This window comes from Streptomyces sp. NPDC003016, assembly GCF_053591455.1.
Genome location: NZ_JBSFTV010000011.1, coordinates 1 through 26,997 on the forward strand (window position 1 = coordinate 1; position 26,997 = coordinate 26,997).

Annotated in this window: 28 protein-coding genes and 1 pseudogene; 12 read left to right on the top strand and 17 right to left on the bottom strand. The window is 72.4% G+C overall.

The genetic code is table 11. The features are described 5' to 3' along the window. Together ACWDZ4_RS11600 and ACWDZ4_RS11605 are read left to right on the top strand one after the other, a co-directional pair. The coding region (locus ACWDZ4_RS11600) for an aminotransferase class I/II-fold pyridoxal phosphate-dependent enzyme (protein WP_451508200.1) at positions 1-1,125 on the top strand (1,125 nt) is incomplete at its 5' end. Positions 1,126-1,163: 38 nt separating this feature from the next. Then, positions 1,164-2,213, top strand: a complete 1,050-nt coding sequence (locus tag ACWDZ4_RS11605) for an MBL fold metallo-hydrolase (protein WP_451508201.1) — start codon at positions 1,164-1,166, stop codon at positions 2,211-2,213. 57 nt (positions 2,214-2,270) lie between these two features. Here ACWDZ4_RS11605 and ACWDZ4_RS11610 read toward each other — a convergent pair whose 3' ends face one another. Together ACWDZ4_RS11610 and ACWDZ4_RS11615 are read right to left on the bottom strand one after the other, a co-directional pair. After that, a complete protein-coding gene (locus tag ACWDZ4_RS11610) occupies positions 2,271-2,897 on the bottom strand; it encodes a DedA family protein (protein ID WP_451508202.1) in 627 nt (208 codons plus the stop codon). Then, positions 2,894-3,673: an MBL fold metallo-hydrolase gene (locus ACWDZ4_RS11615; protein ID WP_451508203.1), complete on the bottom strand. Its 780-nt coding sequence runs from the start codon at positions 3,671-3,673 to the stop codon at positions 2,894-2,896. The genes ACWDZ4_RS11610 and ACWDZ4_RS11615 overlap by 4 nt, the downstream gene beginning before the upstream one ends. A gap of 396 nt (positions 3,674-4,069) precedes the next feature. On the opposite strand from ACWDZ4_RS11615, the gene ACWDZ4_RS11620 reads away from it, so the two are divergent. The 4 genes from ACWDZ4_RS11620 to ACWDZ4_RS11635 all read left to right on the top strand — a co-directional run bounded on the left by ACWDZ4_RS11620 (position 4,070) and on the right by ACWDZ4_RS11635 (position 8,983). Beyond that, complete coding sequence (locus ACWDZ4_RS11620) at positions 4,070-4,474, top strand: hypothetical protein (protein ID WP_451508204.1); 405 nt, start codon at positions 4,070-4,072, stop codon at positions 4,472-4,474. 185 nt (positions 4,475-4,659) lie between these two features. Then, the gene (locus ACWDZ4_RS11625) at positions 4,660-6,786 is read left to right on the top strand and encodes an alkaline phosphatase family protein (protein WP_451508205.1); all 2,127 of its coding nucleotides are present in this window, start codon (positions 4,660-4,662) and stop codon (positions 6,784-6,786) included. 66 nt (positions 6,787-6,852) lie between these two features. After that, entirely contained in the window at positions 6,853-8,244 is a 1,392-nt protein-coding gene (locus ACWDZ4_RS11630; RefSeq protein WP_451508206.1) for an amino acid permease, read from the top strand. Between the two features lie 229 nt (positions 8,245-8,473). Then, the gene (locus ACWDZ4_RS11635) at positions 8,474-8,983 is read left to right on the top strand and encodes a nucleotide triphosphate diphosphatase NUDT15 (RefSeq protein ID WP_451508207.1); all 510 of its coding nucleotides are present in this window, start codon (positions 8,474-8,476) and stop codon (positions 8,981-8,983) included. Positions 8,984-9,009: 26 nt separating this feature from the next. Here ACWDZ4_RS11635 and ACWDZ4_RS11640 read toward each other — a convergent pair whose 3' ends face one another. The 7 genes from ACWDZ4_RS11640 to ACWDZ4_RS11670 all read right to left on the bottom strand — a co-directional run bounded on the left by ACWDZ4_RS11640 (position 9,010) and on the right by ACWDZ4_RS11670 (position 14,095). Next, positions 9,010-9,804: an amino acid ABC transporter ATP-binding protein gene (locus ACWDZ4_RS11640; protein ID WP_451508208.1), complete on the bottom strand. Its 795-nt coding sequence runs from the start codon at positions 9,802-9,804 to the stop codon at positions 9,010-9,012. Positions 9,805-9,814: 10 nt separating this feature from the next. Further along, positions 9,815-10,648 (bottom strand): amino acid ABC transporter permease, encoded by an 834-nt coding sequence (locus ACWDZ4_RS11645; RefSeq protein ID WP_451508209.1) that lies wholly within the window; start codon positions 10,646-10,648, stop codon positions 9,815-9,817. After that, positions 10,612-11,457 carry an ABC transporter substrate-binding protein gene (locus ACWDZ4_RS11650; RefSeq protein ID WP_451508210.1) on the bottom strand — a complete coding sequence of 282 codons (846 nt, stop codon included), beginning with the start codon at positions 11,455-11,457 and terminating at the stop codon, positions 10,612-10,614. Before ACWDZ4_RS11650 ends, ACWDZ4_RS11645 begins: the two co-directional genes overlap by 37 nt. Before the next feature lie 154 nt (positions 11,458-11,611). After that, the gene (locus ACWDZ4_RS11655) at positions 11,612-11,893 is read right to left on the bottom strand and encodes a hypothetical protein (RefSeq protein WP_451508211.1); all 282 of its coding nucleotides are present in this window, start codon (positions 11,891-11,893) and stop codon (positions 11,612-11,614) included. Positions 11,894-11,934: 41 nt separating this feature from the next. Then, entirely contained in the window at positions 11,935-13,266 is a 1,332-nt protein-coding gene (locus ACWDZ4_RS11660) for an RNA polymerase sigma factor (protein WP_451508212.1), read from the bottom strand. Positions 13,267-13,316: 50 nt separating this feature from the next. After that, on the bottom strand, positions 13,317-13,673 hold the full coding sequence (locus tag ACWDZ4_RS11665) for a YciI family protein (protein ID WP_451508213.1): 357 nt from the start codon (positions 13,671-13,673) through the stop codon (positions 13,317-13,319). After that, the gene (locus tag ACWDZ4_RS11670; protein WP_451508214.1) at positions 13,658-14,095 is read right to left on the bottom strand and encodes a hypothetical protein; all 438 of its coding nucleotides are present in this window, start codon (positions 14,093-14,095) and stop codon (positions 13,658-13,660) included. Before ACWDZ4_RS11670 ends, ACWDZ4_RS11665 begins: the two co-directional genes overlap by 16 nt. 284 nt (positions 14,096-14,379) lie before the next feature. Here ACWDZ4_RS11670 and ACWDZ4_RS11675 point away from each other — a divergent pair, with 284 nt between their 5' ends. Further along, complete coding sequence (locus ACWDZ4_RS11675; protein WP_451508215.1) at positions 14,380-14,793, top strand: hypothetical protein; 414 nt, start codon at positions 14,380-14,382, stop codon at positions 14,791-14,793. Positions 14,794-14,830: 37 nt separating this feature from the next. Here ACWDZ4_RS11675 and ACWDZ4_RS11680 read toward each other — a convergent pair whose 3' ends face one another. After that, positions 14,831-15,640 carry a helix-turn-helix domain-containing protein gene (locus ACWDZ4_RS11680; protein ID WP_451508216.1) on the bottom strand — a complete coding sequence of 270 codons (810 nt, stop codon included), beginning with the start codon at positions 15,638-15,640 and terminating at the stop codon, positions 14,831-14,833. Between the two features lie 97 nt (positions 15,641-15,737). Between ACWDZ4_RS11680 and ACWDZ4_RS11685 the strand changes: the two genes are divergently transcribed. Continuing rightward, positions 15,738-16,043 carry a 4a-hydroxytetrahydrobiopterin dehydratase gene (locus ACWDZ4_RS11685; protein WP_451508217.1) on the top strand — a complete coding sequence of 102 codons (306 nt, stop codon included), beginning with the start codon at positions 15,738-15,740 and terminating at the stop codon, positions 16,041-16,043. A gap of 72 nt (positions 16,044-16,115) precedes the next feature. Here the strand turns inward: ACWDZ4_RS11685 and ACWDZ4_RS11690 are convergent, their stop codons facing one another. Then, entirely contained in the window at positions 16,116-17,075 is a 960-nt protein-coding gene (locus tag ACWDZ4_RS11690; protein WP_451508218.1) for a LysR family transcriptional regulator, read from the bottom strand. A 377-nt stretch (positions 17,076-17,452) separates the two neighbouring features. Here ACWDZ4_RS11690 and ACWDZ4_RS11695 point away from each other — a divergent pair, with 377 nt between their 5' ends. Beyond that, on the top strand, positions 17,453-18,376 hold the full coding sequence (locus ACWDZ4_RS11695; RefSeq protein ID WP_451508219.1) for a methyltransferase domain-containing protein: 924 nt from the start codon (positions 17,453-17,455) through the stop codon (positions 18,374-18,376). A gap of 18 nt (positions 18,377-18,394) precedes the next feature. Here the strand turns inward: ACWDZ4_RS11695 and ACWDZ4_RS11700 are convergent, their stop codons facing one another. The 4 genes from ACWDZ4_RS11700 to ACWDZ4_RS11715 all read right to left on the bottom strand — a co-directional run bounded on the left by ACWDZ4_RS11700 (position 18,395) and on the right by ACWDZ4_RS11715 (position 22,859). Next, positions 18,395-18,880: an RICIN domain-containing protein gene (locus tag ACWDZ4_RS11700; protein WP_451508220.1), complete on the bottom strand. Its 486-nt coding sequence runs from the start codon at positions 18,878-18,880 to the stop codon at positions 18,395-18,397. Positions 18,881-18,975: 95 nt separating this feature from the next. Then, the gene (locus tag ACWDZ4_RS11705) at positions 18,976-19,812 is read right to left on the bottom strand and encodes an aldo/keto reductase (protein WP_451508221.1); all 837 of its coding nucleotides are present in this window, start codon (positions 19,810-19,812) and stop codon (positions 18,976-18,978) included. Between the two features lie 71 nt (positions 19,813-19,883). Beyond that, positions 19,884-21,683 carry an AMP-dependent synthetase/ligase gene (locus tag ACWDZ4_RS11710; protein ID WP_451508357.1) on the bottom strand — a complete coding sequence of 600 codons (1,800 nt, stop codon included), beginning with the start codon at positions 21,681-21,683 and terminating at the stop codon, positions 19,884-19,886. Between the two features lie 297 nt (positions 21,684-21,980). Then, positions 21,981-22,859: a LysR substrate-binding domain-containing protein gene (locus ACWDZ4_RS11715; RefSeq protein WP_451508222.1), complete on the bottom strand. Its 879-nt coding sequence runs from the start codon at positions 22,857-22,859 to the stop codon at positions 21,981-21,983. A gap of 129 nt (positions 22,860-22,988) precedes the next feature. Here ACWDZ4_RS11715 and ACWDZ4_RS11720 point away from each other — a divergent pair, with 129 nt between their 5' ends. Both ACWDZ4_RS11720 and ACWDZ4_RS11725 read left to right on the top strand, forming a co-directional pair. Beyond that, entirely contained in the window at positions 22,989-24,008 is a 1,020-nt protein-coding gene (locus ACWDZ4_RS11720; RefSeq protein WP_451508223.1) for a bile acid:sodium symporter family protein, read from the top strand. A 148-nt stretch (positions 24,009-24,156) separates the two neighbouring features. Then, on the top strand, positions 24,157-24,576 hold the full coding sequence (locus ACWDZ4_RS11725) for a (2Fe-2S) ferredoxin domain-containing protein (RefSeq protein WP_451508224.1): 420 nt from the start codon (positions 24,157-24,159) through the stop codon (positions 24,574-24,576). A gap of 78 nt (positions 24,577-24,654) precedes the next feature. Here the strand turns inward: ACWDZ4_RS11725 and fdhD are convergent, their stop codons facing one another. Beyond that, the gene (gene fdhD, locus ACWDZ4_RS11730; protein WP_451508358.1) at positions 24,655-25,494 is read right to left on the bottom strand and encodes a formate dehydrogenase accessory sulfurtransferase FdhD; all 840 of its coding nucleotides are present in this window, start codon (positions 25,492-25,494) and stop codon (positions 24,655-24,657) included. Positions 25,495-25,529: 35 nt separating this feature from the next. Then, positions 25,530-25,733 (bottom strand): annotated as a pseudogene (locus tag ACWDZ4_RS11735) (2Fe-2S iron-sulfur cluster-binding protein); the annotation flags it as partial. Positions 25,734-26,014: 281 nt separating this feature from the next. Here ACWDZ4_RS11735 and ACWDZ4_RS11740 point away from each other — a divergent pair. After that, positions 26,015-26,962 carry a beta-ketoacyl-ACP synthase III gene (locus ACWDZ4_RS11740; protein ID WP_451508225.1) on the top strand — a complete coding sequence of 316 codons (948 nt, stop codon included), beginning with the start codon at positions 26,015-26,017 and terminating at the stop codon, positions 26,960-26,962. Positions 26,963-26,997: the final 35 nt, after the last annotated feature.

The window sequence follows — 26,997 nt, forward strand, 5'->3', positions numbered from 1 at the left end:
CGGCGAGCTGGACCCCGTGCTGCGGCTGCGTCTCGTCGCCCGCTGGCGCGACTGGCTGGAAGCCGCCGGGCGCGGACTGCTGGAGGTGCGCTCGGGCTGCACGCCGACGCGGAGTGCGTGGCCGCCGCGCCCGGCGCGCAGCCGCTGCTGTTCGCACTGATGGCGGCCGCCGGCGGCGACGTCCTGCTGCCGCGGCCCTGCCCCGCCTGGTGGGTGCCGCAGGCCACGATGCTCGGCCGGACGGCCTACCACGTGCCGGCACCGGCCGAGTGCGGCGGCATACCCGATCCGTTCGCGCTGCTCGAAACCGTACGGCGGGTCCGCGACGAGGGCGGCGACCCGCGCCTGCTGCTGCTCTGCGTCCCCGACGACCCGACCGCCACCGTCGCCCCGCCCGAGCTCGTGCACGAGGTCTGCGAGGCGGCGGTCTCCGAGGGCCTGCACATCGTCAGCGACGAGACCTGGGGCGACACCCTGCACCGGCCGCAGGAGACGGTGTTCCTCAGTCCCGCGGAGATGTTCCCCGGCCGGGTGACCGTCCTGGCCGACCTGGCCGGGGCGTACACGCCGGCGAGCTGGCCGGCGGCTGTCGCCCGCTGCCCCCTCACCGGGGCGGGCGCGGCACTGCGTGCCAGGACCCTCGACCTCCTGATGGCGATCGGCGCCGTCGTGCCGGGGCCGGTCGCCGAGGCGGCGACGTACGCGCTCGGTGAGCCCGGACCCGTCACCGCCAGGATCCGGGCCGCCGCCGCGCTGCACGCGCGGGTGGCCGCCGCCGCCCACCACGCGGTTCTCGCCTCCGGCGCGCTCGCCCGCCCGCCGCACGCCGGCCGCCACCTGTACGCCGACCTCGGACCGCTGCGCGCCGGGCTCGCCGCCCGGGGGGTCACCGACTCCATGGACCTGGAGGAGTACCTGAGCGCACGGCTGGACAGCCTCGTCCCCGGGGGGCACCGGTTCGGCGACGAAATGAGCGCGCTGCGCGTCCGGATCGCCACCGCCCCGCTGCTCGGGTCAACCCCGGAGCAGCGTCTGGAGTCCCTTACAGCAGCCGACCCACTGGAATTGCCGCACGTGGCCCGAGCGTTGAGCACGTTCGTAAGGGCCTTCGACGAACTTCGATGACCCTACGCCGGCTTACGCCACCGAACGGAGCACCCTTGATGACGGAGACGCAGCAGCAGGCCGAGCGCTCTCTCGCCACCCCCGCCCCTCCCGGCGCCCCCGCCGCCCCCGGCGCACCCGCCCCGCCCCGGCCCCTCGGTGAGGTCCGCTCCTGGCCCCGGTCGTTCGCCGACCGCCTCACCACCCCGCTCCCCGGTGTGAAGGGCTTCGCCAGATTCGCCCGCGAGGGCGCCATACGGCCGAGCCCCGAAGGACTGCGCGACATCGCGCTGCTGCCCTACGAACCCGGCCCGTTGCCCGCCGTCGGGACCTCCACCCTCGCCGTCACCTGGGCGGGGCACGCCAGCTGGGTCGTGCGCATCGGCGGGCTCACGGTCCTCACCGACCCCGTCTGGTCACGGAAGATCCTCGGCACGCCGGCCCGCGTCACACCCGTCGGCGTGCCCTGGGAGGACCTGCCGCGGATCGACGCCGTGGTCATCAGCCACAACCACTACGACCACCTGGACGCCCCCACCCTCAAGCGCCTCCCGCGCGACACACCGCTCTTCGTCCCGGCGGGGCTGGCCCGCTGGTGCCGGCGCCGCGGCTTCACCCGGGTCACCGAGCTCGACTGGTGGGAGGCCGCCGAACTGGGCGGCGTGCGCTTCAACTTCGTCCCCGCCCACCACTGGAGCAAGCGCTCCCTCACCGACACCTGCCGCTCCCTGTGGGGCGGCTGGGTGCTCACGGACCATCAGGGCCGGGGGCAGAGCGTCTACTTCGCGGGCGACACCGGCTACGGCCACTGGTTCAAGGAGATCGGCGCCCGCCACCCCGGCATCGACCTCGCGCTGCTTCCCATCGGCGCGTACGACCCGCGCTGGTGGCTCAGCGACGTGCACACCGACCCGGAAGAGGCCGTGCAGGCGTGCCAGGACCTCGGGGCGGCGCGCATGGCGCCCATGCACTGGGGCACCTTCGTCCTCTCCGCCGAGCCGGTCCTGGAGCCGCTGACCCGGGTGCGCGCGGCCTGGCAGGAGGCGGGCCGGCCGCGCGAGCAGTTGTGGGACCTGCCGATCGGCGGCTCACGCGTACTGGAGCCCTGACGGTACGTCACAGGCGCCGCGCCCGGCCGTGGGGATGCCGCGTCCGGCAGTCCGGTGCTACGCGCCCCGCAGCCTGCGCCACACCGTCGGCGCCCCGCTGATCAGCAGCGCCAGCGCCACCGCCGCGACCACGCCCTGCCACGGCTCGGGGAAGAGCGAGCCGCCGAGGATGCCGATCAGCTGGTACGCCGCCGCCCAGGCGAGGCACGCCGGGGCGTCGCCCCGGGCGAACCCGCGCATCGGCATCGTCGACAGCAGGCAGGCGAGCATCACCGGTATCCGTCCGGCCGGCACGAGGCGGGAGAGCACCAGCACCTGCGACCCGTGCTCGCGCAGTGTGCGCCGCGCCTGTTCGAGACGGTCGGGAGCGGCCCGGCCGCGCAGCGTCTCCAGCAGACGGGAGCCGTTCCTCGAGCGGACCCCGCGCAGGCCGAGCCAGTACAGGCCGATGTCGCCCAGGAACGCGGCGGACGCCGCCAGCGCGAAGACGACGAGCAGGGCGAACGGGTCGCTGTGGTGGAAGGCCACCACGGCGGCCGTGCTCACCAGCGCACCCGTCGGCACCACCGGCACCAGCGATCCCAGCAGCACCAGCAGGAACAGTGCCGGATAACCGATCGCCTGCTGGGTCGACTCCGGGGGCACCTGGCGCACCACGTCCTGCGCGAGCGCGGCGTGGATCACCGGCCGGCCTCCGGCCGGACACTCTCGCCGTGCCCGAGCCGGTGCACCGCGACCTCCGGCGCGAGCCGCGCCGCCTGCCGCACGAACTCGTCGCCCGGGGAGTGGAACTCGTGCGGCCTGATCCCGTCCATCCCGATCGGCCAGTACGTTCCGTAGTGCACCGGCACGGCCGAGCGCGGCGCGATCCGCGCGAGCGCCTGCGCCGCCCGCCGCGCGTCCAGGTGCCCGTGCCCCAGGAAGGGCCCCCAGCCGCCCACCGGAAGCAGGGCCACGTCGACGGGCCCCACGGCGTCGGCCATGCCGTCGAAGAGCCCGGTGTCCCCGGCGAAGTACGTGCGTGCTTCACCGGTGACGACGTAACCGAGCGCGGGGGCGCGGTGCGGCCCCAGCGGCAGCCGCCGCCCGTCGTGCAGCGCCGGGACCGCCCGTACGACCAGGTTCTCCACCCGCACCTCGTCACCCGGCTCCACCTCGGTGATGCGCAGCCCGAGCCCGGAGAGCCTGCGCAGACCGGGCACGGCCCGCGCGGCGCCGCGCGGCACGACCACTGCGGTGCCGGGCGCCAGGCGGCGCAGCGACGGCAGGTGCAGATGGTCGGAGTGCAGGTGCGAGACGAGCACGGCTTCGGCCTCGGCGGCCTCGGGCGGCGGCAGCGCCCCGCGCCTGCGGCGCAGGTGGGCGAGGCGCCGCGCGAAGAGGGGGTCGGTCAGCAGCCGCGTCCCGGAGTCCGCGACGGTGCAGGTGGCGTGCCCCCACCAGGTGATCTCCACCGACACGAACGGCCTCCTCGCTGGGGGATGTCTCCGGTACGAGCGTAGGCGGTACCGGTCCGGGCGGTCACGGATGCCCCGACGGGTGCGTGAAGGAACCGGGTCCGTCACCGGTTCCGCCGCCGGGTCTGCTCATGGACGAGCGGGGGTAGCAATCCGGGAACGGAGGGGAGGGCGGCGCCATGACCACGCACTCCGTACGGTGCCCGCGCTGCGGGGGAGTCCTGGCGGTCACCCAGGACGGCTGGAGGATCTGCCATGCGTGCGGGTACTCCACGCCTCCGTGAGCCGTCCCCGAGCGCTTCCGGGCCGACGCACGAGTGCGCCGCACCGCGCCTCCTCCCCGGGACACGATCGGGAGTAGGGTCGTCGGCGACGGCAGTCAGTGCGAGGGGGCGGGGCATGGACGAGGTACGCGTGGCAGTCATCGCCAGCCTGACTCCGCTCGAGGAGCTCGACACGGATCCGTTCCTGGTGGACACCCGCAGTCAGCAGGCGATGTGCGCGCGCTGGGCCGCCGACAAGGGCTATGTCGTCACACGGCAGCTGCTCTTCTACGGCATGCGCCCCGACCACCGCGGACTGTGGGCGGACATCGAGGCGGGCGCGGTGGACCTCTTCGTCGCGCCCAACGAGCGCGTGCTGGCGCGGGCGCTGACCTCGGTGGCGGAATTCTCCGCGGAGTGCGAGCGCCGGGGCGTACGCCTGGAGACCGCGGACCTCGACGAGCCCGCGTACAGCGCCGCCATGAAGGCCGGAGTGCACCGGAGACTGTCGATGCCCACGGCCGGGTACGACGGCTGCTGACCGTTTCCGGCGCACTGGTCCTCTCCGCTTCTCCTCCGGACGCGCTTCTGTCCGAATCTGTCTGACGCTTTCCTCTGGACGCGGCCGTCCTCCCCACCGGCGCGGACAACCGGGGCGGTCCCGTCCCGCTGTGCCAGGCTGGGAAGCGGGCCCGGGTGCGGCCCGGAACGTGAGGTGGGAACGGCGTGGTCCGAGGGCGATGGCGCAGCGCGGGCAGCGCCCTGCTGCGGGTGACCACGGTATGGGCCGTGTCGACGCTCACGATGCTGGCGCTCGCCGGCATCCTGCCGGACTTCCAGCTCCAGGACGACAACGGCGACAGCATCACCCGGGTCGCGCTCACCGCGGTCTGGGGCGCCGGCGCCTTCGGACTGCTCGGCGCCCTGGTCTGGCCCCTGGCCGTACGCGCGCTGCTGCTCGTCCCCGCGCTCGTCGTCGGCCTGCTCGCCTTCTTCCTCAACGGCTCCCTGCTGCTCGTCGCGCTCAGCCTCGTCCCCGACGGGCGCGGCGAGGCCGATCCGGAGACCGCCGTGGTCGTCGCCGCCGTCATGTCCGCCGTCGCGTCGGCCACCTCCGGGGCGCTCGCGGTGCGCGACGACGGCGCGTACCGGCGCAGGCTCTACCGGCTCGCGCACCGCCGCCACCGGCGGGTCGGCGACGACGGGCGCAACGGACTGCCCGGCACGCTCTTCCTGCAACTCGACGGTGTCGGCCACGAGGTGCTGCGCGAGGCGGTCGCCGACGGGCTGATGCCGACCGTCGCCGCCTGGCTCGGCGGCGACGAACCCACCCACCGGCTGACCCCGTGGCGCACCGACTGGTCCAGCCAGACCGGCGCCAGCCAGCTCGGCATCCTGCACGGCTCGAACTTCGACGTCCCCGCCTTCCGCTGGTACGAGAAGGAGAGCGGCGAGGTCGTCGTCTCCAGCCGCCCCGCCAGCGCGGCCCTGATACAGCGCCGCGCGATCGAACGCACCGGTGACGGCGGACTGCTCACCTTCGACGGCGCGAGCCGCGGCAACCTCTTCAGCGGCGGCGCCGACCAGCTCGCCCTCGTCCTGTCGATCGCCGCCAGGCGCGGCAGGTCCAACCGGTCCCGGGCCGGCTACTTCGCGTACTTCTCCGACCCCGCCAATACGGTACGCACCGTCATGTCCTTCGTCGCCGAGGCCGTCCGGGAGATCGGCCAGTCGACCGCCGCGTGGCTGCGCAGCGACAGCCCGCGCGTGAAGCGGGGCGGCTTCTACCCCTTCATCAGGGCCTTCGCGACCGTCGTCGAGCGCGACGTGGTGGTCGCCGCGGTGCTCGGCGACATGCTCGCCGGACGTACCGCCGTCTACGCCGACCTCGTCGCGTACGACGAGGTGGCGCACCACTCCGGGCCGCACAGCCCGGACGCGCTGAAGGTCCTGGAGCGGCTCGACCGGTCGCTGGGGCTGATAGCCAAGGTCGCCGAGCACGCCCCGCGCGCGTACCGGATCGTCCTCCTCTCCGACCACGGGCAGAGCCCGGGGGAGACCTTCGAGGGCGCCTACGGACTCACCCTCGCGAACCTCGTCAGGGCCGGCTGCGGACTGCCCGTCCCGCGCCGTGCGGCGCGCACCGTCAGCGCGTCGGAGGCGCGCGACGCCGTGCGGACCGCGCTGCACCGCCCGGTGGCCGACGACGAGGAGGAGCGCCCGGAGCCCGGCACCGACCCGGTGGTGCTGGCCTCGGGCAACCTGGGGCTCATCTCCTTCCCCGACGTCGCGGGCCGGGCGACGCGCGAGCAGATCGACCGCCACCACCCCGCGCTGCTGACGACGCTCGCCAACCACCCCGGCATCGGCTTCCTGCTGGTACGGAGCGAGGAGCACGGCGCACTGGTGCTCGGGGCCGGCGGCGCGCAGCTGCGCCTCGACGACGACAGCACGGGCGACACCGGGCCGCTGGCGGTGTTCGGCCCGGGCGCCGCCGACGCCGTACGCCGGACCGACGGCTTCCCCCATGTCGCCGACATCATGGTGAACTCCTGGTACGACCCGGACACCGGACGCGTACACGCCTTCGAGGAACAGATCGGCTCGCACGGCGGCCTCGGCGGCGAACAGGCCCGGCCCTTCCTGATGTCGCCGTACACCCTCTCCCCGCCCGTCGCCGACGGGCGGGAGCCGGCCGGGGCCGAGCAGGTGCACCGGGTGCTGCGGCGCTGGCTGCGCGAGTGCCAGGGGCCGCAGGTGCCGCTGACGACGGTGGAGGATTCCCGGTCAGAAACGGAAGCGGAAGGACCTTTTCCGGTCAGCGACGGTGCCGTACAGGATAAATCCGGCTGATTTGGTGCCCTGTTTCCCGTACCGGAGCATGGTCGGGCTTTGGCACGGAGAGAGGCGCACCCCCCCATGACCACCCTGACCACCCCACCCCCCGCAGTCACCCCCACAGGCACCCCGGCGGGCAACGCCGACGAGGCCGGCAAGCACGCCCGGCGCTTCGGGCTCCCGGTGGCGACCGCCCTGGTCATGGGCAACATCATCGGCGGCGGAATCTTCCTGCTGCCCGCCTCCGTCGCCCCCTTCGGCACCATCAGCCTGGTCGCCTTCGGAGTGCTGACCCTCGGCGCGATCGCGCTGGCCCTGGTCTTCGGACGGCTCGCCGAGAGGCACCCGCGGACCGGCGGTCCGTACGTCTACGCCCGCGAGGCCTTCGGCGACTTCGCCGGCTTCCTCGCCGCCTGGAGCTACTGGATCACCACCTGGGTGTCCAACGCCGCGCTCGCGGTGGCCGCCGTCGGCTACCTCGACGTCCTCATACCCGTCCACGGCTCCGTCGCCGCCACGATCACGGCCGCGCTGGTGCTCCAGTGGCTGCCCGCCCTCGCCAACCTGGCCGGCACGCGCTACGTCGGTGCGGTCCAGCTCGTGGCGACGGTCCTGAAGTTCGCTCCGCTGCTGCTCGTCGCCGTCGGCGGGCTCTTCTTCTTCGACCCGTCCAACCTCGGCCCGTTCCAGGCGAGCGACCAGGGCCCGCTCGGCGCCGTCTCCGCCTCCGCCGCCATCCTGCTCTTCAGCTACCTCGGCGTGGAGTCCGCCGCCGTCAGCGCCGGCGAGGTCCGCGACCCGCGGCGCAACGTCGGCCGCGCCACCATCCTCGGCACGCTGGGCGCCGCCTTCATCTATCTGCTGGGTACGCTCGCGGTCTTCGGCACCGTCGCCCACGACAAACTGGTCGGTTCCACGGCGCCCTTCTCCGACGCCGTGAACGCGATGTTCGGCGGCTCGTGGGGCGGCACCGCCGTCGCCTGCGCCGCCCTGGTCTCCATGGTCGGCGCGCTCAACGGCTGGACGCTGCTGAGCGCGCAGACGCCGTACGCCGCCGCGAAGGACGGCCTCTTCCCCGCCGTGTTCGCCACGAAGCGGCGCGGGGTCCCGACGGTCGGCGTCCTGGTCACGGCCGTCCTGGCCTCGCTCCTCACCGTCTACAACTACACGATGGGCTCCGAGGGCGTCTTCGAGGTCCTGGTCCTGGTCACGACCTTCACGGCCACCGTCCCGTACCTGCTGTCCACGGCCGCCCAGATCTACTTCCTCGCCTCCGGCCGGTCGGCCCGCGTCGACCGCCGCCGCCTGGTCCGCGACGCGGTCCTCGCGGCCCTCGCCTTCGGCTTCTCGATGTGGCTGGTCGCGGGCTCGGGCTACGCGGCGGTCTACCAGGGTGTGCTGTTCCTGTTCGCGGGGGTGCTGGTGTACGCGTGGATCGCGGCCCGCAAGGCCAGGGCCGGGGCCGCCGCCTGAGGGTCTGCCCCCCGGACGCCCCCGGGCGTTGTCCTCAATCGCCGGACGGGCCGGACAGTGCCGCTTGCGGCAACTTTCGGCCCGTCGGGGGCCCCGGACGAAGTCGGGGGGCGATCGAGGGGCGGAGCTCGGGTCGGGGAAAGCGCCGCGGGCACCCCGCCGTCCCGGGCCCCGTGTGCCCGCTATCCTCCCTCAGGCACCCGCGCCCGTTCCGGACCAGGAGGTACACATGACGGCCCACCCGGCTGCCGCCGCCGAGCGCCCCGAGCGGGTCCGCCCCACGCCGAACAGCCTGACCGGCGTAGGGGTCGTCGTCACGGGTCCCGAGGGCCGCATCCTGCTGGGCCTCGCGCACGACGGCCGCTGGGAGCTCCCGGGCGGCAAGGTCGACCCCGGCGAGAGCTTCGAGGAGGCCGCCGTGCGCGAGCTGGCGGAGGAGACCTCGCTGCGCGCCGACGCCGCCGCGGTCCGCATCGTCGCCGTACTCATGGACGGCGTCACGGAGGGCGTTGCGGACGGCGCCCGCGGCGTCACCCGCGTCACGGCCGCCGCGGTGCTGGAGAGCGCCACGGGCGCGCCGCGCGTCACCGAGCCGCACAAGATCGTGCGGTGGGAGTGGTTCGGGGCCGACGACGTGCCCAAGGACCTCTTCGTACCGTCGGCGTCCGTACTGCGCGCCTGGCGCCCGGACCTCGACATTCCCCAGGCCCCCGCGCACTGCTACCCGACGGCCCGCTGAACCCGGCGGCCCACGGGCCCGCCGGGTCAGTCCTTCGCGGGCCCGGCCACGCCGGGGTCCGAGCCCGGCGCCGCGGCGGCGGACGGGTCCAGGATGCGGTTGAGGAAGTTCCTGGTCCGCTCGTGCCGGGGATCGCCCACGACCTGCGCGGCCGGGCCCTCCTCGACGATCACCCCGCCGTCCATGAACACGACCCGGTCGGCGACCTCCCGGGCGAAGCTCATCTCGTGGGTGACGACCATCATCGTCATGCCCTCCGAGGCGAGCACCCGCATGACCGCGAGCACGTCGCCGACGAGCTCCGGGTCGAGGGCGGAGGTGGGCTCGTCGAAGAGCATCACCTCGGGCCCCATGGCCAGCGCGCGGGCGATGGCCACCCGCTGCTGCTGCCCGCCGGACAGCTGCGCCGGGTAGGCGTCGGCCTTGTCGGCCAGCCCGACCCGCTCCAGGTTCGCCCGGGCCACCTCGGCGGCCTCGGCCTTGCCCCGGCCCAGCACCCGCCGCTGGGGGAGGACGAGGTTCTCGGTCACGGTCACGTGCGGGAAGAGGTTGAACTGCTGGAAGACCATGCCGATACGGCGGCGTACCGCGTCGATGTCCACCTCGACGTCGGTGACCTCGGTGCCACCGACGAAGACCTGGCCCGAGCTGGGCTCCTCCAGCAGGTTCACACAGCGCAGCAGCGTCGACTTGCCCGAGCCGGAGGGCCCGATGACGCACACCACGTCGCCCCGGGCGACCTCCAGGTCGATGCCGCGCAGGACGTGGTTGTCCCCGAACGACTTGTGCAGGGCGCGGATCTCGATCTCGGGCTGTGGCATCTGCTCGTCCTCACTTGGCCTTGTCGGCGCGGGCTTCCAGGCGGCGCACCACGAAGCTCAGCGGCACCGTCACGATCAGGTAGCACAGCCCCGCGACGAGGATCGGGGTGGAGTTGGCGGTCTGGCTGGCCAGGTCCCTGCCGAACTTGGTCAGTTCCCGCTCATTGAGGGTGATGCCGAGGAACAGCACCAGCGAGGAGTCCTTGAACAGCAGGACGAGTTCGTTGGTCAGCGGCGGGATGACGATGCGGAACGCCTGCGGGATGATCACCGAAATCATCGCCCGGGCATGCGAGAAGCCCAGCGAACGGGCCGCCTCCATCTGTCCCTTGGGCACGGCCTGGATGCCCGCCCTGATGGTCTCGGCCATGTAGGCGGCGGCGACCAGACCGAGGCCGAGGGCGACCTTGCCGTACGTACCGCCGGGAATCTCGGTGCCCGGGAACGCCAGCGGCACCGCGACGCCCACGAAGATGAGGATCAGCAGGGCGGGCAGGCCGCGGAAGATCTCGATGTAGACGCTCGCGACCCACCGGTAGGGGGCCACGGACGACAGCCGCATCAGCGCGACGACCAGGCCGAGTACGAGCCCGAACGCGAACCCGGAGAGCGTGTACACCACCGTGTTGCGCAGGGCGGTGGTGATGATCTCCGGGAAGAGCTCCGCGACCAGGTCCTTCTGCGCGAACTGGTTCTGCAGCCGGTCCCAGTCGGCCAGGAAGCCGAGCAGGACCAGGACCGCCACGAAGAGGGCGTACTGGATGCCCTGCGAGACGCGGCGCCGCTGCCGCCTGGAGAGACGGGAGGTCACGACCGGGTGGCCTTGGGCATCGGTCCGATCCACTTCTCGTAGATCTTCTTGTACGTGCCGTCGGCCTTGGCGTCGGTGATGGCCTTGTCGATGGCCGCCTTCAGTCCGGTGTTGCCCTTCTTCACCGAGAACCCGTACTTCTCGCCGGTCTCGATGTTCTGGCCGAGGACGAACTGGTCGGCGTTGGCCTTGTCCTTGAGCCAGCCCCGCACGACGGGGTAGTCGATGACGACGGCGTCGACCTGACCGGTGCGCAGCCCGTTCAGTACGGCGTCGGAACTCTCGAACGCCACCGGGTCGAAGCCCTTGCTCGTGGCGTAGCTCTCGCCGGTCGTCTCGGCCTGCGCCCCCAGCTTCTTCTTCTCGGACCTGACCTCGTCCAGCGAGGTGACGCCGCTCTTCCTGGTCGCCAGCAGTGCCTGGGTGGCATCGAAGTACGGCACGGAGAAGTCGACGTTCTTCTTGCGCTCGTCGGTGATGGTCATGCCGGCGGCGGCGAGGTCGCACTCGCCGGAGTTGAGGAACGCGCCCGTCTTGAAGTTCTCGAACGGCGTGTCGAGGATCTTCTGCTCGACCCCGAGGTTCTTGGCCACGAGATCGACGAGCGCCACGTCGAAGCCGACGACCTCGCCGTCCTGCTCCGACTGGAACGGCGGGTACGGCAGGTGGGTACAGGTGGTCAGCTTGCCCTTCTCGACCACGGGCACGCCGCCGGCGGCCTCGCCCGGCCCTTCGTCGCCCGAGGAACAGCCGGCGGCGAGGAACAGTCCGGCTGCCGCGGCACCGGCGGCGGTGAGGGTACGGAAGCGGCGGGCGCGGTGGCCCTTGGCCGTCCTGGACACGGTTGACCTCCATGGGGCGGGGGCGGACGTCGGCGGAGAAGACCGAGCCGTCAGCGGTGATCGTAAGCCAGCGACCCCGCCTTCGGGGCGCAGGACGGCACATCGCCCGCCCCCGGCGGATGCGGGGGCGGGCGACGGAGTGCGGTGGAGCGGATTACACGCTGGTCTCGGCGTCGATGAGCTGCTTGACCCTCCGGTCGATCGCCTCGGCCTGGGCGCGGGCGCGCTTCGCCGCCTCGCGCTCGCCCAGCCGGTCCAGCTGCTTGGCCTTGGCCCTCAGGCCGGCGGACTGCTTGCGCAGCTCTTCGATGTCGACGGTGATGGCACCGCCGCGAGCGGCCACGGCCTGCGGGCCGGCGGTCGTGGCGGCGTGCGCCGGCAGAGCCGTGAGAAGAACGCCACCGGTCATCACGGCGGTCACGGCGATCGTGGACATACGTCGAAGCATGAGAGCTTCCCCCTGGTGCAGGTCGGTCATTACCTGCCAGTAACCCTATAGGGAGTGATCTTGCGTTCCGGCCGCTTCTCCACCGGTTCGGCACCACCGGCTCTCTTCAGCAGCAGTTCCCGCTCGCGTGCGTTGCGGGTCAGGGAAGCCGCCCTCTCGAACTCCGCGCGCGCCTCCTCCCCCCGCCCCAGACGCTCCAGCAGGTCTCCTCGGACGCTCGGCAGCAAGTGGTAGTCCTTCAGCGCCGGTTCGTCGGCCAGGGCGTCCACCAGCGTCAGGGCGGCCGCCGCTCCCTCCGACATCGAGACGGCGACCGCCCGGTTCAGCTCGACCACGGGGGACGGGACCAGTGCCACCAGCCGCCCGTACAGCGCGGCGATCATCGCCCAGTCCGTGTCCTTGGTGGGGGCACCCCCACGCCGAAGGCTGTGGGGGAAGATCGCCCGGGCGTGGCACGCGGCGATCGCGGCCTGGACGGAGTACGGACCGCGGCCCGCGCGGTGCAGGGCCTCGAAGCCACGGCGGATGAGCATGCGGTTCCACCTGGCGCGGTTCTGGTCGGCGAGCAGCACCGGCTCGCCGTCGGGACCCGTACGGGCCGCGATGCGCGACGCCTGGAGTTCCAGGAGCGCGGCCAGGCCGTGGACTTCTGGCTCCTCGGGCATCAGCGCCGCGAGGACGCGCGCGAGCCGCAGCGCGTCCTCGCACAGGGCCGGACGCACCAGGTCGTCGCCGGCCGTCGCGGAGTAACCCTCGTTGAACACCAAGTAGATGACTTCGAGGACCGAATCGACGCGGGCCGCACGGTCGGCGCCGTACGGAACCTCGAAGGGCACCCCGGCCTTGGCGAGCGTCCGTTTCGCGCGCACGATCCGCTGGGCGACGGCAGGTTCGGAGACCAGGAACGCGCGGGCGATCTCCTGCGTCGTCAGCCCGCCCAGCAGCCGCAGTGTGAGCGCGACCCGGGCCTCCGTCGACAGGACCGGATGGCACGCGGTGAAGACCAGCCGCAGCAGATCGTCGTCGATGCCGTCGGCGTCGACAGCCCCCGGATCGGGCGGCGGCACGTCCTCCAGTGCCCGCCCCACCTCCGCCAGCTTGCGCGCGTACGTCTCCTTGCGGCGTACGAGATCGATCGCACGGTGCTTGGCGGTGGCCATGAGCCAGGCGCCCGGCCTGTCCGGGACACCCGACTCCGGCCACCGCTCCAGTGCGGCGACCAGAGCGTCCTGCGCGAGCTCCTCGGCGATGCCCACGTCCCGCACGATGCGGGCGACACCTGCGATGATGCGCCCGGACTCGATCCTGAACACCGCTTCGACCGTCTCGGTCACGTCGCTTGCTGCTGCTGTCACGACCACGTATCAGAGCAGCCGCACGGGGGCGGGGCAAGCGGGGCAGGGCGCCCGGATCAGCCCTCGGTGATCTCGCGGACCTCGACGGTGATGGTCCAGTAGTCCTCGTGGGTCTGGAGGAACCGCTTGGTCCACTCCACCGCCTCGGCCTTGTCCCTGGCCTGGATGATGGAGTAACCGCCGATGACTTCCTTGCTCTCGGTGAAGGGCCCGTCGGTGCAGCTCGTCTTCCCGCCGGACCAGGTGACCCTGGTGCCCTCGGAGGTCGGCGTGAGCCCGGCCGTGTCCAGCATGACCCCGGCCTTGGTGATCTCCTCGAACAGCGCGCCCATGCGCTCCACGAGCTCGGGACTGGGGCCCTCGGCGGGGGCGTTCTGCTCGTCGATGCGGATCAGCGTCAGGAAGCGCGGCATGGTGACTCCTCGGTACGGGAGGACGGGGGCTTTCCCCGCCTCTCACCCTTGCGTCGAACGGGAGGCACCGGGATCGACAGCTCGCCCGGAATTCTCCGAAGGATTTTCCGGAGCGGCGGCCGGAGCGCTCCGGCCGGCTGCATCCCCGGCACCCCGTGGTCGTGCACCTGCGAGGTCTGCGGCATCCCGCCCCGCGGGCCACCGGCCTCCGCCGCGACCGGCATGACGGTCTCGTCGAACCGCCGCGGGGCCTGCTCGGACTCCCACAGATCGAAGATCCGCAGGCCGGAGCCGGTCGGGACGGTGACGTGCGCCAGACAGCCCTCGAAGGCGTTGCCGGGAAGCACCTGGAGCTTGGCATGCAGCTCGTCGTGCTGCTCGGTCGTCACGCCCGTCAGTTCGGCCCGCGTGGAAATCGCCATCGGGGTCTCCTCCGGATGAACAGGTCCGCTCCCTCCCCGCCGCCGCGCCGCCGGCCTGCGCCCGCAACCAGCACACCACGCCCCCCGCGCGGCGGTATTCCACCCGATGCGGTACGAGGGGCGCCCCGCTGCCGCATTACCCCGGAGGTAATCGACCCTCTTCCGCAGACCCGGCATCGTTGCGGTCACCGGGAGCCGGGCGGCGCACTCCGCCCGGCCCCCGGCCCCCTTCCAGTCCGTACGACCACGACCACGACCACGATCTCGACGGAGGCTGACGCGTCATGTCCGCAACCCTGCTCGCGAACCTGTCCCGCACCACCGACCCCCGGACGATGCTGCGCCGCTTCCTCGCGCTCGACGCCGTGGTCACCACCACCAACGGGCTGGTGTACGTCGCCGCATCCGGCCCCGTCGGGCGGCTCCTCGGGGTCGGGCCGGTCCTGGTGCTCGAAGCCGGACTGTTCCTCGTGCTGTTCGGGGCCGGGGTCGGATACCTCGCCTCGCGCCGGCAGCCCGCAGGCTTCCCCGTCAAGGCCGTCATCGAGGCCAACCTGGTGTGGGCCGTGGCCAGCCTCGCCGCGCTCGTGCTGTGGTTCTCGCCGACGACCGCCGGGACGTTCTGGATCCCGATGCAGGCCGCCACCGTCGCCGGATTCGCCGGGCTCCAGCACCTCGCGCTGCGCGCCCGGGGGTGAGTGCCGGGGTGAGTGGCCGGGGTGAGTGGCCGCTCGCTCAGGCGGACAGCGACTGGAGGTACTTGACCGTCGCCGGGTCGGCCGGGAGGAACGTCTCTATGGCCAGCTCGGCGACCGTCACGTCCATCGGCGTGTTGAAAGTCGAGATCGACGAAATGAACGACAGCACCTGGCCGTCGTGCTCGACCTGGAGCGGCAGCGCGAAGTACGGGTACGGCGGATCCTCCGGGCGCCGCGCCTCTCCCGGCCCGGGCTCCGGCACGGGATAGGCCGCCACCTCGTCGTACAGCGCGCGCAGCGCCGGTGACCTGGCCAGCGCGATCTGGCGCTCCATCTGCGCCAGGAGATGCCCGCGCCACTCCGGCAGGTTGCGGATCCGCGGGGCGAGGCCCTCGGGGTGGAGGGTGAGCCGCATCGCGTTCAGCGGGGGCGCGAGGAGGTGCTCCGGCACGCCGTCGAGCAGCATCATGATGCCGCGGTTCGCGGCGACGACGGTGTACGAGCCGTCGACGACGAGGGCGGGGTACGGCTCGTATCCCGCCAGCAGCTGCCCGATGCCCGCCCGCAGGGCGCCCAGCGCCGGGTCGTCGAGCGGGGTCTCGGCGTACTGAGGGGCGTAACCGGCCGCCAGGAGGAGGGCGTTGCGCTCCCGCACCGGTACGTCGAGGTGCTCGGCCAGGCGCAGCACCATCTCCTCACTCGGGCGCGACCTGCCGGTCTCGATGAAGCTGATGTGCCGGGCGGACGAATCCGCGCGCAGGGCGAGCTCCAGCTGGCTCAGCCGGCGCTGCTCCCGCCAGCCGCGAAGCAGCGCGCCCACGCCCTTGTCGACCGCGACAGTTGTCATGGGACAAGACGGTAACCGACGCGCGGTGGCGCGCGCCCGTTCCGGCCGGAAGGTGGCAGGCTGGCGGGCCACACCACATCGTGGAGGGAGCTTCCCCATGGCCGCTGAGCCGTTGTCGCAGAAGGAGATCGAGGACCGTCTCCGTGAACTTCCGGGCTGGTCGCTGGACGGCGACCGGATCGCCCGTACCTACCGGCTCGGCACGCACTTCGCGGCCACCGCGCTGGTCGTCCATGTCGCCGGGATCCAGGACGAGCTGGACCACCACTGCGACCTGACGCTCGGCTACAACACCGTGGCGCTGACCGTCAACACGCACAGTGTGGGAGGCGCCGTCACCGCACTCGACTTCGAGCTCGCGCGCCGGGTCGAGGACATCGCGCCGGGGCACGGGGCGAGCTGACGCGGCCGGGTGCCCGCCCCCTCCCTCCGCGGGCCGCGCGGGGAGGGGACGGCCGACGCGGTGGAGGGCCCGTCAGGACGTCGCGCCGAATCGTGGGTGGGACGCCAGCCACGCCGTGTAGCTCTCGCTGCGCGCCACCGCATCGGCGTACGCCCCGTGCGTGTGCCCGCTCACCGCCACCGCCGCGTCGGCCGCCGGCGCCCCCGGATGCCAGCCCAGCAGATGGCGCCAGCTGAGCGGCGCCCCGGCCAGCGGGCGCGTGACGATTCCCGGCGTCGGCGGGAACGTCGCCCGGCACAGGCCCGTCGCCCGCCCCACCTGGACGAGATGGACGCAGGACGCCGTGTCCGTCTCGTACACCGACACCGGGGCGAAACCGGCCCGCGCGCAGGCCGCGGCGAAACAGTCCGCGAAGCAGCCCTCGCCCGGCACGTCCGTCCAGCACTCCCCGGCCAGCCACCTGAGCTCCAACTCCGCCCGGTCCGCGAGCCGGTGGGACTCGGGCAGCATCACGAAGACCGGGTCGACACCGACGAGCTGCCAGGTCAGCCGGTCCGCCGCGGGCGGTGCGCTCTGCCCGCAGGTCCCGATCAGGCCGAAGTCCAGCCTGCCCTCGACCAGCATCGTGCTGATCTCACCCACCGACCAGGTGGTGTGCGTGGTGACGGGCGTGGCGGGGAGGGCGGTCGCCAGCCGGTCCACCAGGCCGCCCAGCAGCGGCCCGTGCGTACCGCCGAGCCGGAAGCGCTGGATGTTCGCCCAGGTGTTGGCGAAACGGATCGCGTCCTCCTGGAGCTCGCGGACCGCCGGCAGCAGCACCCGTGCCCGCTCCAGGACCAGTTCGCCGAGCGGGGTGGGCCGCGAACCGGTGTGGTCGCGGTCGAAGAGAGGGCCGCCGAGCGCCTTCTCGATCCGCCGCAGCTGCGTGCTCAGCGCGGGCTGCGCCAACCCGAGGGACGCCGCCGCCTTGGTGAGACTTCCGGCGTCGGCAATGGCCCGTACGGTCCGCAGGTGGCGCAGCTCCAACTCCATGTCCGCAAGCTATGGCCGCCGGTTCGCCTCAGCAATACATCGGCGTCACACCTCTGCGTCACGCCCGTGACGACCGGATACGGGAACCGGGTGTGGGGAAGGGGAGTCCGCGCACGAGCCGTCGACAGGGGTTCGCCCGGCCGCGCACTGGCGGCAGTACCGGGCGGACTTCCACGCGCGGTTCCCGGACTCGGGGGCGGATCGGGTGCTGGAACCGGCCGGGCTGCGCGACCGCCTGCGCGACCGCCTGCGGCAGATGCCGCGCGAGCTCGGCGCGCTCCGTGCCGTCGGCGCCCCCCGACCGCCCCGCACGCCGGCGTTTTGCCGAAGCGGCAAGGAGATTCGCCGCGGGAGCGGTCCGGCGAGAAGGTGGACACATGACGACCCACAGCGATCACCACAGTGCCGATCACGCTCACCGCCCCACCCACGACCACGGTCACGGTCACCACGCCACCGACTTCGACTGGGACGCGCTCGCCACGCTCCTGGAGCACGAGGCCGAGGTGCACCGTCCGGTGTACGAGCAGGCCGCCGCCTGGATCGCCGAGCGCTTCCGGGGCACGCAGGGCGTACGCCGCGTCCTGGACGTCGGCAGCGGTCCCGGACTGATCACCTGCCTGCTCGCCGAGGTGTTCCCGGACGCGGAGGTGGTGGCCGTCGACAGCACCCCGGCGCTCCTCGAACGCGCCCGGGCGCGGGCGGAGCGGTCCGGGCTGGGGGAGCGGGTACGGACGGTGGTCGCCGAAGTGCCGGACGATCTGGGCTCGTTGGGTGAAGCCGACCTGGTCTGGGCCGCCAACTCCCTGCACCACGTCGGTGACCAGCGCGCGGCCCTCACCGGCTTCGCCGGACTGCTGCGGCCCGGCGGAGCGGTGGCCCTGTTCGAGGGCGGCCTGCCGGCGCGCCACCTGCCCCGTGACATCGGGATCGGCAGGCCGGGTCTGGAGGTGCGGCTGGAGGCCGTGTGGAGCGAGTGGTTCACCGCGATGCGGGAGGCGCTGCCCGGCGCGAAGGCCGAGGTGGAGGACTGGAGTGCGCTGCTGGCCGCCGCCGGGCTGACCCCGGACACCAGCCGTTCGTTCCTCCTCGACCTGCCGGCGCCGCTGTCGGCCGCGGCGCGCGAGACGGTCGTCGAGACCTTCACGCGGCAGCGCGACAAGTTCGCCGGACACCTGACGGCCGACGACGCCGCGACGCTGGACCGGCTGCTGGACGCACAGGACGCGGCGGGGCTGGCGCGGCGCCCGGACGTGTTCCTGCTGAGGGCGCGCACCCTGCACATCGCGCACCGCGTCTGACCGGGCGGCGGACCGGACCTAAAGGACGATCACCGGCTCCAACTGCCACCACTGACCGGGGGAGTCGGTGTCCTCCCACTGCCGCACGTTCGCGCCGTCGTCCATGCTGCCGTCAGCGACCTCCAGCAGCAGCCCGCTGACGTAACTGATCAGAGTGACCGTGCCCGGTGCGTCCAGGTGCTGTTCGATGATCCACTCCTGGGCGCCGAAGTTGTTGGCCTTCCACTGCTGGACGTTGGCGCCGTTCTCGGTGGAGGCCCCGGCCACGTCGAGCCGCTTGCCGCTCGCGGCGTTCACCAGGTGGTAGAGGCCGCCGCCGCTGTGCACGGCCGACACTTCCCACTGCTGCGCCGGTGCGCCGCTGTCCTTGCCCTGCTGGACGTTGACGCCGCTGCCCTTGCCTCCGCCGTACACCTCGAGGAGCAGCCCGCTGCCGGCATTGCGCAACCGGTACGGTCCTTCCTCGATGGCCTTGAGCCGTGGCTCCCGGGCTTCCCGGCTCATATCCCTTGCTCCTTGAGGCAGTCGAGGCAGTGGTGGACGGCGAACGGCGCCTGCCGGAGCGGGTCCGGCAGGCGCCGTCGAGTTCCGGCTCCGCGTCAGGCGCCGAAGTCGAAGGTCGCCGGGTCGGGGCCGAGACGCCTTTCCTCGTCGAGCGCGGCGAAGGCCGCCAGGTCGTCGGCGTCCAGCTCGAAGTCGAAGACGTCGAGGTTCTCCGCGATCCGGGACGGTGTCACGGACTTGGGAATCACGACATTGCCGATCTGGAGGTGCCAGCGCAGCACCACCTGGGCCGGGGTCCTGCCGTGCTTGCGGGCCACGGCCACGACCGTCGGGACCTCCAGCAGGCCCTTGCCCTGGCCGAGCGGCGACCACGCCTCGGTCGCGATGGAGTGCTGGGCGTGGAAGGCGCGGGACGCCTCCTGCTGGAGCTGCGGGTGGAGCTCGATCTGGTTGACGGCCGGAACGACCGAGGTCTCGCCGATCAGGCGCTCGAGGTGCTCGGGAAGGAAGTTGGAGACGCCGATCGCCTTGGCGCGGCCGTCCGCGTAGATCTTCTCGAAGGCCTTGTACGTGTCCACGTACGCGTCCTTGGCCGGCAGCGGCCAGTGGATCAGGTACAGGTCGACGTAGTCCAGGCCGAGCTTCGCCAGCGATGCGTCGAAGGCGCGCAGCGTGGAGTCGTAACCCTGCTCCGTGTTCCAGAGCTTCGTCGTGATGAACAGCTCGTCACGGGCGACACCGCAGGAGGCGATGGCCTTTCCGGTGCCCGTCTCGTTCTCGTAGATCGCGGCCGTGTCGATGGAGCGGTACCCGGCCTGGATCGCGGTCCCGACAGCCTTCTCGGCCTCGTCGTCAGGCACCTGCCAGACGCCGAAACCGAGCTGGGGCATCTCGACGCCGTTGTTCAGGGTGAGGGAAGGGGCCTTGCTCACGAGCGATCGATCCTTACGTCGTCGGTTGGTACTTCCCCCCGTCAACGATCACGGGGCCCCGCGCATTCCCGTCAGCGGTAAAGTGCTTCGACCTCCACCGCGTACGCCGCCTCGATCGCCTTGCGCTTGAGTTTGAGCGAGGGGGTCAGCAACCCGTGCTCCTCGCTGAACCGGTGGGCCAGTATCCGGAACGTACGGATCGACTCGGCCTGCGAGACCAGCGTGTTCGCGGCCACCACCGCGCGCCGCACCTCCATCTCCAGGTCGGGATCGCGCACCAGGTCGGCCGGGGCCAGCGGCGGCTTGTTGCGCATCTGGAGCCAGTGGTCCACGGCATCCTGGTCGAGGGTGACGAGCGCCGCGATGTACGGTCTGTCGTTGCCGACGACGATGCACTGGGCCACCAGCGGATGGGCCCGTACCCGCTCCTCCAGACCGGTCGGCGACACGCTCTTGCCGCCCGACGTGACCAGGATCTCCTTCTTCCGCCCGGTGATCGTCAGGTAGCCGTCCTCGTCCAGCGCGCCGATGTCCCCCGTGGCCAGCCAGCCCTCGCGCAGTACGGCGTCGGTGGCCCCGGGGTCGTTCAGATAGCCGGAGAAGACCTGGGGGCCGTGCAGCCAGATCTCCCCGTCGTCCGCGATGTGGACCGTCGTACCGGGCAGGGGAAGCCCCACCGTGCCGAAGCGGGTGCGCTCGGGAGGGTTCGCGGTCGCGGCCGCCGTCGTCTCGGTGAGCCCGTACCCCTCGAAGATCGTCACGCCCGCGCCCGCGAAGAACAGGCCCAGCCGCCGCTCCATGCCCGAGCCGCCGGACATCGCGTGCCGCACGCGCCCGCCCATGGCCTCGCGCACCTTCGCGTACACCGCCTTCTCGAAGAACTGGTGCTGGAGCCGGAGCGCGGCGGAGGGCCCGGGGCCGGTGCCGAAGGCGCGGTGCTCCTGAGCCTCGGCGTACCGCACCGCCACCTCGACGGCCTTGTCGAAGACCCCGGCCTTCCCGCCCGCCTCCGCCGTCCGGCGCGCGCCGCCGCAGACCTTCTCGAAGACGTACGGCACGGCCAGGACGAACGTGGGCCGGAAGGCCACCAGGTCCGGCATCAGCGCCTGCGCCGCGAGCACGGGCTGATGCCCGAGCCTGACCCGCCCGCGCACCGCCGCGACCTCGACCATCCGCCCGAAGACGTGCGCGAGCGGCAGGAACAGCAGCGTCGCCGCGTCGTCACCCGGTCCGGAGCGGAACGCCGGCTCCCAGCGGGCCAGCAGGGTGTCGCACTCGTACATGAAGTTGGCGTGCGTGATCACACAGCCCTTGGGCCGGCCCGTGGTGCCGGACGTGTAGATCACCGTCGCCACGGAATCCGGCGTCACCGCCCGCCGGTGACGGTGCACCACGTCGTCGCCGATGTCCGCCCCGGCCAGGACCAGTTCCGCTTCGGCGCCCGCGTCCAGCTGCCACAGGCGCCCCAGCATCGGCAGCCGGTCGATCACCGAGCCGATGGTCATCGCGTGGTCCTCGTGCTCGACCACGCAGGCCGTCACCCCGGCGTCGTACAGCGTCCAGAAGACCTGGTCGGCGGAGGCGGTGGGGTAGACCGGCACCGGCTGGGCCCCGACCGTCCAGAGCGCGAAGTCGAAGAGGGTCCACTCGTAGCGTGTACGTGACATGATCGCGACGCGGTCGCCGAACCGCACGCCGTGGGCCAGCAGCCCCTTGGCGACGGCCAGCACCTCGTCACGGAACCGGCCCGCCGACACATCCTGCCAGCGCCCGTCCTCGCCCTTGCGTCCGAGCGCGACACGGTGCGGGTCCTGCTCGGCGTGGTCGAAGACGGCGTCCGCCAGTCCGCCGACCGGAGGCGCCGTCACCAGGGGTGGAACAGTGAACTCGCGCAATGACTACTCCTTGTGGCGCTCCGCACAGCGCCGGTGACGGTACCCCACGGTGCCTGGCCGCGGGAGAGGGCACAGAATCCGAATTCATCTGGATATGCGTCGGTCAACAGGTGAAATCCGGTCACAGGGGAAGCCCCGGACGCTCTCCTGGGGGCGGAGTGAGCGCGGTGCGCGGGAATCTCCACGGAATCTGTACGCGCGCTGCGCATCCGCACTCCCCGGTTCCGCCTGTGTCCGCCTGTGTTCGTCTGCGTCCGTCCTCGCCCGTCCGTCTCACCGTGGGCCGGCCGGAGGCCGGTGCAGCCGGTCGCCGCCCGCCAGGATCGCCGCCGCCAGCGCGTCCGCCGCCTCCTGGGCGGCGGCCTGCCTGCGGCCGTGCAGCAGGACGAAGTCCACGCCGCCGAGTTCCGGCAGGCCCGCCTTCGCCGGTACGGGGGCCAGGCCCGGCGGGATCAGGCCCCGGGTGTGGGCCATGACGCCGAGCCCCGCGCGGGCCGCCGCGATCAGGCCGCTGAGGCTGCCGCTCGTACAGGCGATGCGCCAGGGGCGGCCGTCCTCCTCCAGCACTTCCAGGGCGCGGGCCCGGGTGATGCCGGGCGGCGGAAAGACGATCAGCGGCACCGGGCGGTCGGGGTCGAGGCGCAGGGACGGCGCGCCGATCCACGTCAGCGTCGACTGCCACACCAGCTCGCCGTGGGTGTCGCCGGGCCGCCGCTTGGCCAGGACCAGATCGAGCCGGCCCGCCTCCAGCTGCCGGTGCAGGGTGCCGGACAGCTCGACGGTCAGTTCCAGTTCCACCTCGGGGTGGTCCCGGCGGAACGACTCCAGGATTTCGGGCAGCCGGGTCAGTACGAAGTCCTCCGACGCGCCGAAGCGCAGCCGCCCCCGCAACCGGGTACCGGTGAAAAAGGCCGCGGCCCGCTCGTGGGCGCGCAGGATCGTACGGGCGAAACCGAGCATCGCCTCGCCGTCCTCCGTCAGCTCCACCCGGTGCGTGTCGCGGGTGAACAGCCGTCGCCCCGTCGCCTCCTCCAGCCGGCGCACGTGCTGGCTCACCGTGGACTGGCGCAGGCCGAGGCGCCGGGCGGCCCGGGTGAAGCTCAGGGTCTGGGCGACCGCCAGGAAGGTGCGGAGCTGGGTGGGCTCGTACATGGGGCGAGCGTACTTCCCGTCATCGGCAACCGTGATGACAGTGAGTTCGGTATATGGGATTCCCGATCGCGCGGAAGAGGCGGAACATGGAGCGGGCACGTATCACCCGAGAGCAAGCAAGTGGAGCCAATGAGTCGCCGCACGTCGTTTCAGTTGCCCTCCTGGCTGCCGGTCGATCCGTACATCCTGATGCTCATCGGGACGGTCGTCCTCGCGGCACTGCTGCCGGCGTCCGGTACGGCCGCCGAAGCGGTGGGCGGGGTTTCGACCGGGGCGGTCGCGCTGCTGTTCTTCCTGTACGGCGCGCGGCTCTCCACCCGTGAGGCACTCGACGGACTCCGGCACTGGCGCCTGCACCTGACGGTCCTGGTCTGTACGTTCGCGCTCTTCCCGCTGCTCGGTCTCGCGGCGAGGGGCCTCGTCCCGTACGTCCTCACCCCTCAGCTGTACGGCGGCCTCCTCTTCCTCTGCCTGGTCCCCTCGACCGTCCAGTCCTCGATCGCCTTCACCTCGATCGCACGCGGCAACGTGCCGGCGGCGATCTGCGCCGGCTCCTTCTCCAGCCTCGTCGGGATCTTCCTGACCCCGCTGCTCGCCGCGCTGCTGATCGGCGGCGGGGGCGGCTTCTCGGCGGACTCGCTGTTCAAGATCGTGCTCCAGCTGCTGGTGCCGTTCGTGGCGGGCCAGCTCCTGCGCCGGTGGGTCGGCGGATTCCTGGTGCGGCACAAGAAGGCGCTCGGGTACGTGGACCGCGGCTCGATCCTGCTCGTCGTCTACACCGCGTTCAGCCAGGGCGTGACCGGGGGCGTCTGGCACCAGGCGAGTCCGGGCCGGCTCGGCGCGCTGGTGGGGGTGGAGGCGGTGCTGCTCGCGGTGATGCTGACGCTGAGCTGGTACGGGGCGAAGCGGCTCGGCTTCGGGCGCGCGGACCGGATCGCGATCCAGTTCGCCGGGTCGAAGAAGTCGCTGGCGGCGGGGCTCCCCATGGCGAGCGTGCTGTTCGGGGCGGAGGCGAGCCTGGCCGTACTGCCGCTGATGCTGTTCCACCAGATGCAGCTGATGGTGTGCGCGGTGATCGCGAAACGGCGTTCACGGGACGCGGATGCGGATGCGGTGCGGCCGGCGCCTTCGGCAACGGTGCCGGGATGAGGTCCTGCGGAGCTTTTCCGGACCCGCCCCTTACCGGCTGTGACAGCCTGCGGCTTCGCCGCGTGTTTCGGGAAGAGGCGGGCAGGGGGACAGCGCCGCACCGCACCCGCACCCCGCAAGAGGCCGTCGCACCTGGCAAGATCGTCCAGTGACTTCCGCGATACGCCCCTTCGGTCCCCGCCCCTGCGCCCTCACCGTGTGCCGCGGCTGCTGCTGCGGCGACGCCCGCAAGAACCCGGGTACGGACCACGAGGGCCAGCTGCGCCGCCTGCGCGACGCGGCCGCCGCGTCCGGCGGGACGCTCGCCGTACGTACCAGCGACTGCCTCGGCCCGTGCGGACAGGCCAACGTCGTGGTCGTCCAGCCCTCCACCGAGGGCCGCAGGAGAGGCGGCCGCGCCGCCTGGGTCGGCTGGGCACTGGACGACGACTGCACGGACGACATCCTGGCCTGGGTCGCGGCCGGCGGCCCCGGCGTCGCGAAGCCCCCGGCCACCCTCGCGCTCCAGTTCGTCCCGCCCCCGGCGGAGGCCAGGCAGCGAGCCCGAGGCAGGCGCGGGCAGCGCTGAGGCGCAAGAACGGAGAGGCCCGGCCGGCGCAGGGGCGTTCCCCGCCGGCCGGGCCCGTATCCCGTGTCGCGGGGAGCGTCAGACCCCGGGGTGCAGGGCGATGCGCTCGTCGCCCGCGTACACGTTCATATCGGGGCCGCGCAGGAAACCGACCAGCGTCAGGCCGGTCTCGGCCGCCAGGTCCACGGCCAGCGACGAAGGCGCCGAGACCGCCGCGAGGACCGGGATCCCGGCCATCACCGCCTTCTGGGCGAGTTCGAACGACGCCCGGCCGGAAACCAGCAGCACCGCCCGGGACAGCGGCAGACGCCCGTCCCGCAGCGCCCGGCCCACCAGTTTGTCGACCGCGTTGTGGCGGCCCACGTCCTCCCGGACGTCGAGCAGCTCGCCCGTCTCCGAGAAGAGCGCGGCGGCGTGCAGGCCGCCGGTCCTGTCGAACACCTGTTGCGCGGCCCGCAGCCGGTCGGGGAGGCCGGCGAGCAGCTCGGGCGTCAGCCGGACCGGGGGAGTGTCGGCGATCGGGAAGCGCGCGGTGGTGCGTACCGCGTCGAGGCTCGCCTTGCCGCACAGGCCGCACGACGACGTCGTGTAGACGTTGCGCTCCAGGGTGATGTCGGGGACGGGGACACCGGGGGCCAGCTTCACGTCCACCACGTTGTACGTGTTCACGCCGTCCGCTGTCGCCCCCGCGCAGTAGACGATCGACTGCACGTCGTCGGCGGCCGCCAGCACCCCCTCGCTCACCAGGAACCCCGCCGCGAGCGCGAAGTCGTCGCCCGGTGTCCGCATGGTGATCGCGAGCGGCCTGCCGTTCAGCCGGATCTCCAGTGGCTCCTCGGCGACCAGCGTGTCCGGCCGGGCGCTCACCACGCCGTCCCTGACGCGGATGACGCGGCGGCGCTCGGTGACCCGTCCCATGGTGATCAGTCCCACTCACTTCTTCGTGATCTTCATCATCGGCGCTGTTGTACGTGCTGGTAGCCGGACCGGCCCTTGATGCACAGGTTGCCGTGGGTCACCGGGTTGTCGTGCGGTGAGGTGACCTTGACGATCTCATTGTCCTGCACGTGCAGGGTGAGGGTGCAGCCGGCGCCGCAGTACGCGCACACCGTCGTCGTCTCCGTCTGGGACTCCTCGTCCCAGGTCCCCGCCGCCCGCCCGGTGGAGCGCGGCCCCGACATACGCGCCGATGGCTCTAGTGCCGGCAACTGCGACTTTCACGGGGCTCTCCGATCGGTCGAGGGACCGAGTGAGGGGGAGCGGGAAGGACCGACAGAATATTGTCTACAGTATGCTGTTGAGGGGGTCAAGGGTCGCCGTCAGCAGGAAGCTCCAAAGAGTCGGGAGCGAATCCTGTCGGTTCACTTGCCCTCGTACCGGTGAGTCACAAAGAAGACTGGGCCGTTCCGACTGTCCGCAAAGAGGGGTGGAACCGCCAATGACCGGCTCACGAGTCGTCGCGCTCGGGCACTATCAGCCTGCCAAGGTGCTCACCAACGACGATCTGGCGGCCATGGTCGACACCAGCGACGAGTGGATCACCAGCCGTGTGGGCATCAGGACCCGCCACGTCGCCGGGCCCGACGAGCCCGTCGACGAGCTCGCCGCGCACGCCGGTGCCAAGGCCCTCGCCGCCGCGGGCCTCACCCCCGCCGACATCGACCTCGTCCTGGTCGCCACCTCCACCGCGATCAACCGCTCCCCGAACATGGCCGCCCGCGTCGCGGCCCGCCTCGGCATGCCGTCGCCCGCCACGATGGACCTCAATGTCGTCTGCTCGGGGTTCACCCACGCCCTCGCGACGGCCGATCACGCGGTACGGGCCGGCTCCTCCGCCCGCGCCCTGGTCATCGGCGCCGACAAGATGGCCGAGATCGCCGACTGGACCGACCGCACGACCTGCGTACTCGTCGGCGACGGCGCGGGTGCCGCGGTCGTCGAGGCGTGCGCCGAGGACGAGGAGCCGGGGATCGGTCCGGTGCTCTGGGGCTCGGTGCCGGAGATGGGCCACGCCGTACGGATCGAGGGCACGCCCCCGCGCTTCGCCCAGGAGGGCCAGTCGGTCTACCGCTGGGCCACCACCCAGCTGCCGCCCATCGCCCGCAAGGTGTGCGAGCGGGCCGGGGTGACGCCGGAGGAACTGGCGGCGGTCGTCCTGCACCAGGCGAACCTGCGGATCATCGAGCCCATCGCGCAGAAGATCGGCGCGGTCAACGCGGTGATCGCCCGCGATGTCGTGGAGTCGGGCAACACCTCGGCGGCCAGCATCCCGATGGCCCTGTCCAAGCTCGTCGAGCGCGGCGAGGTCGAGTCCGGCGCGCCGGTGCTGCTCTTCGGCTTCGGCGGGAACCTCTCGTACGCGGGCCAGGTCATCCGCTGCCCGTGACCCCGTGCAGCCCGTGACCCCGTGACGCGCCGCGC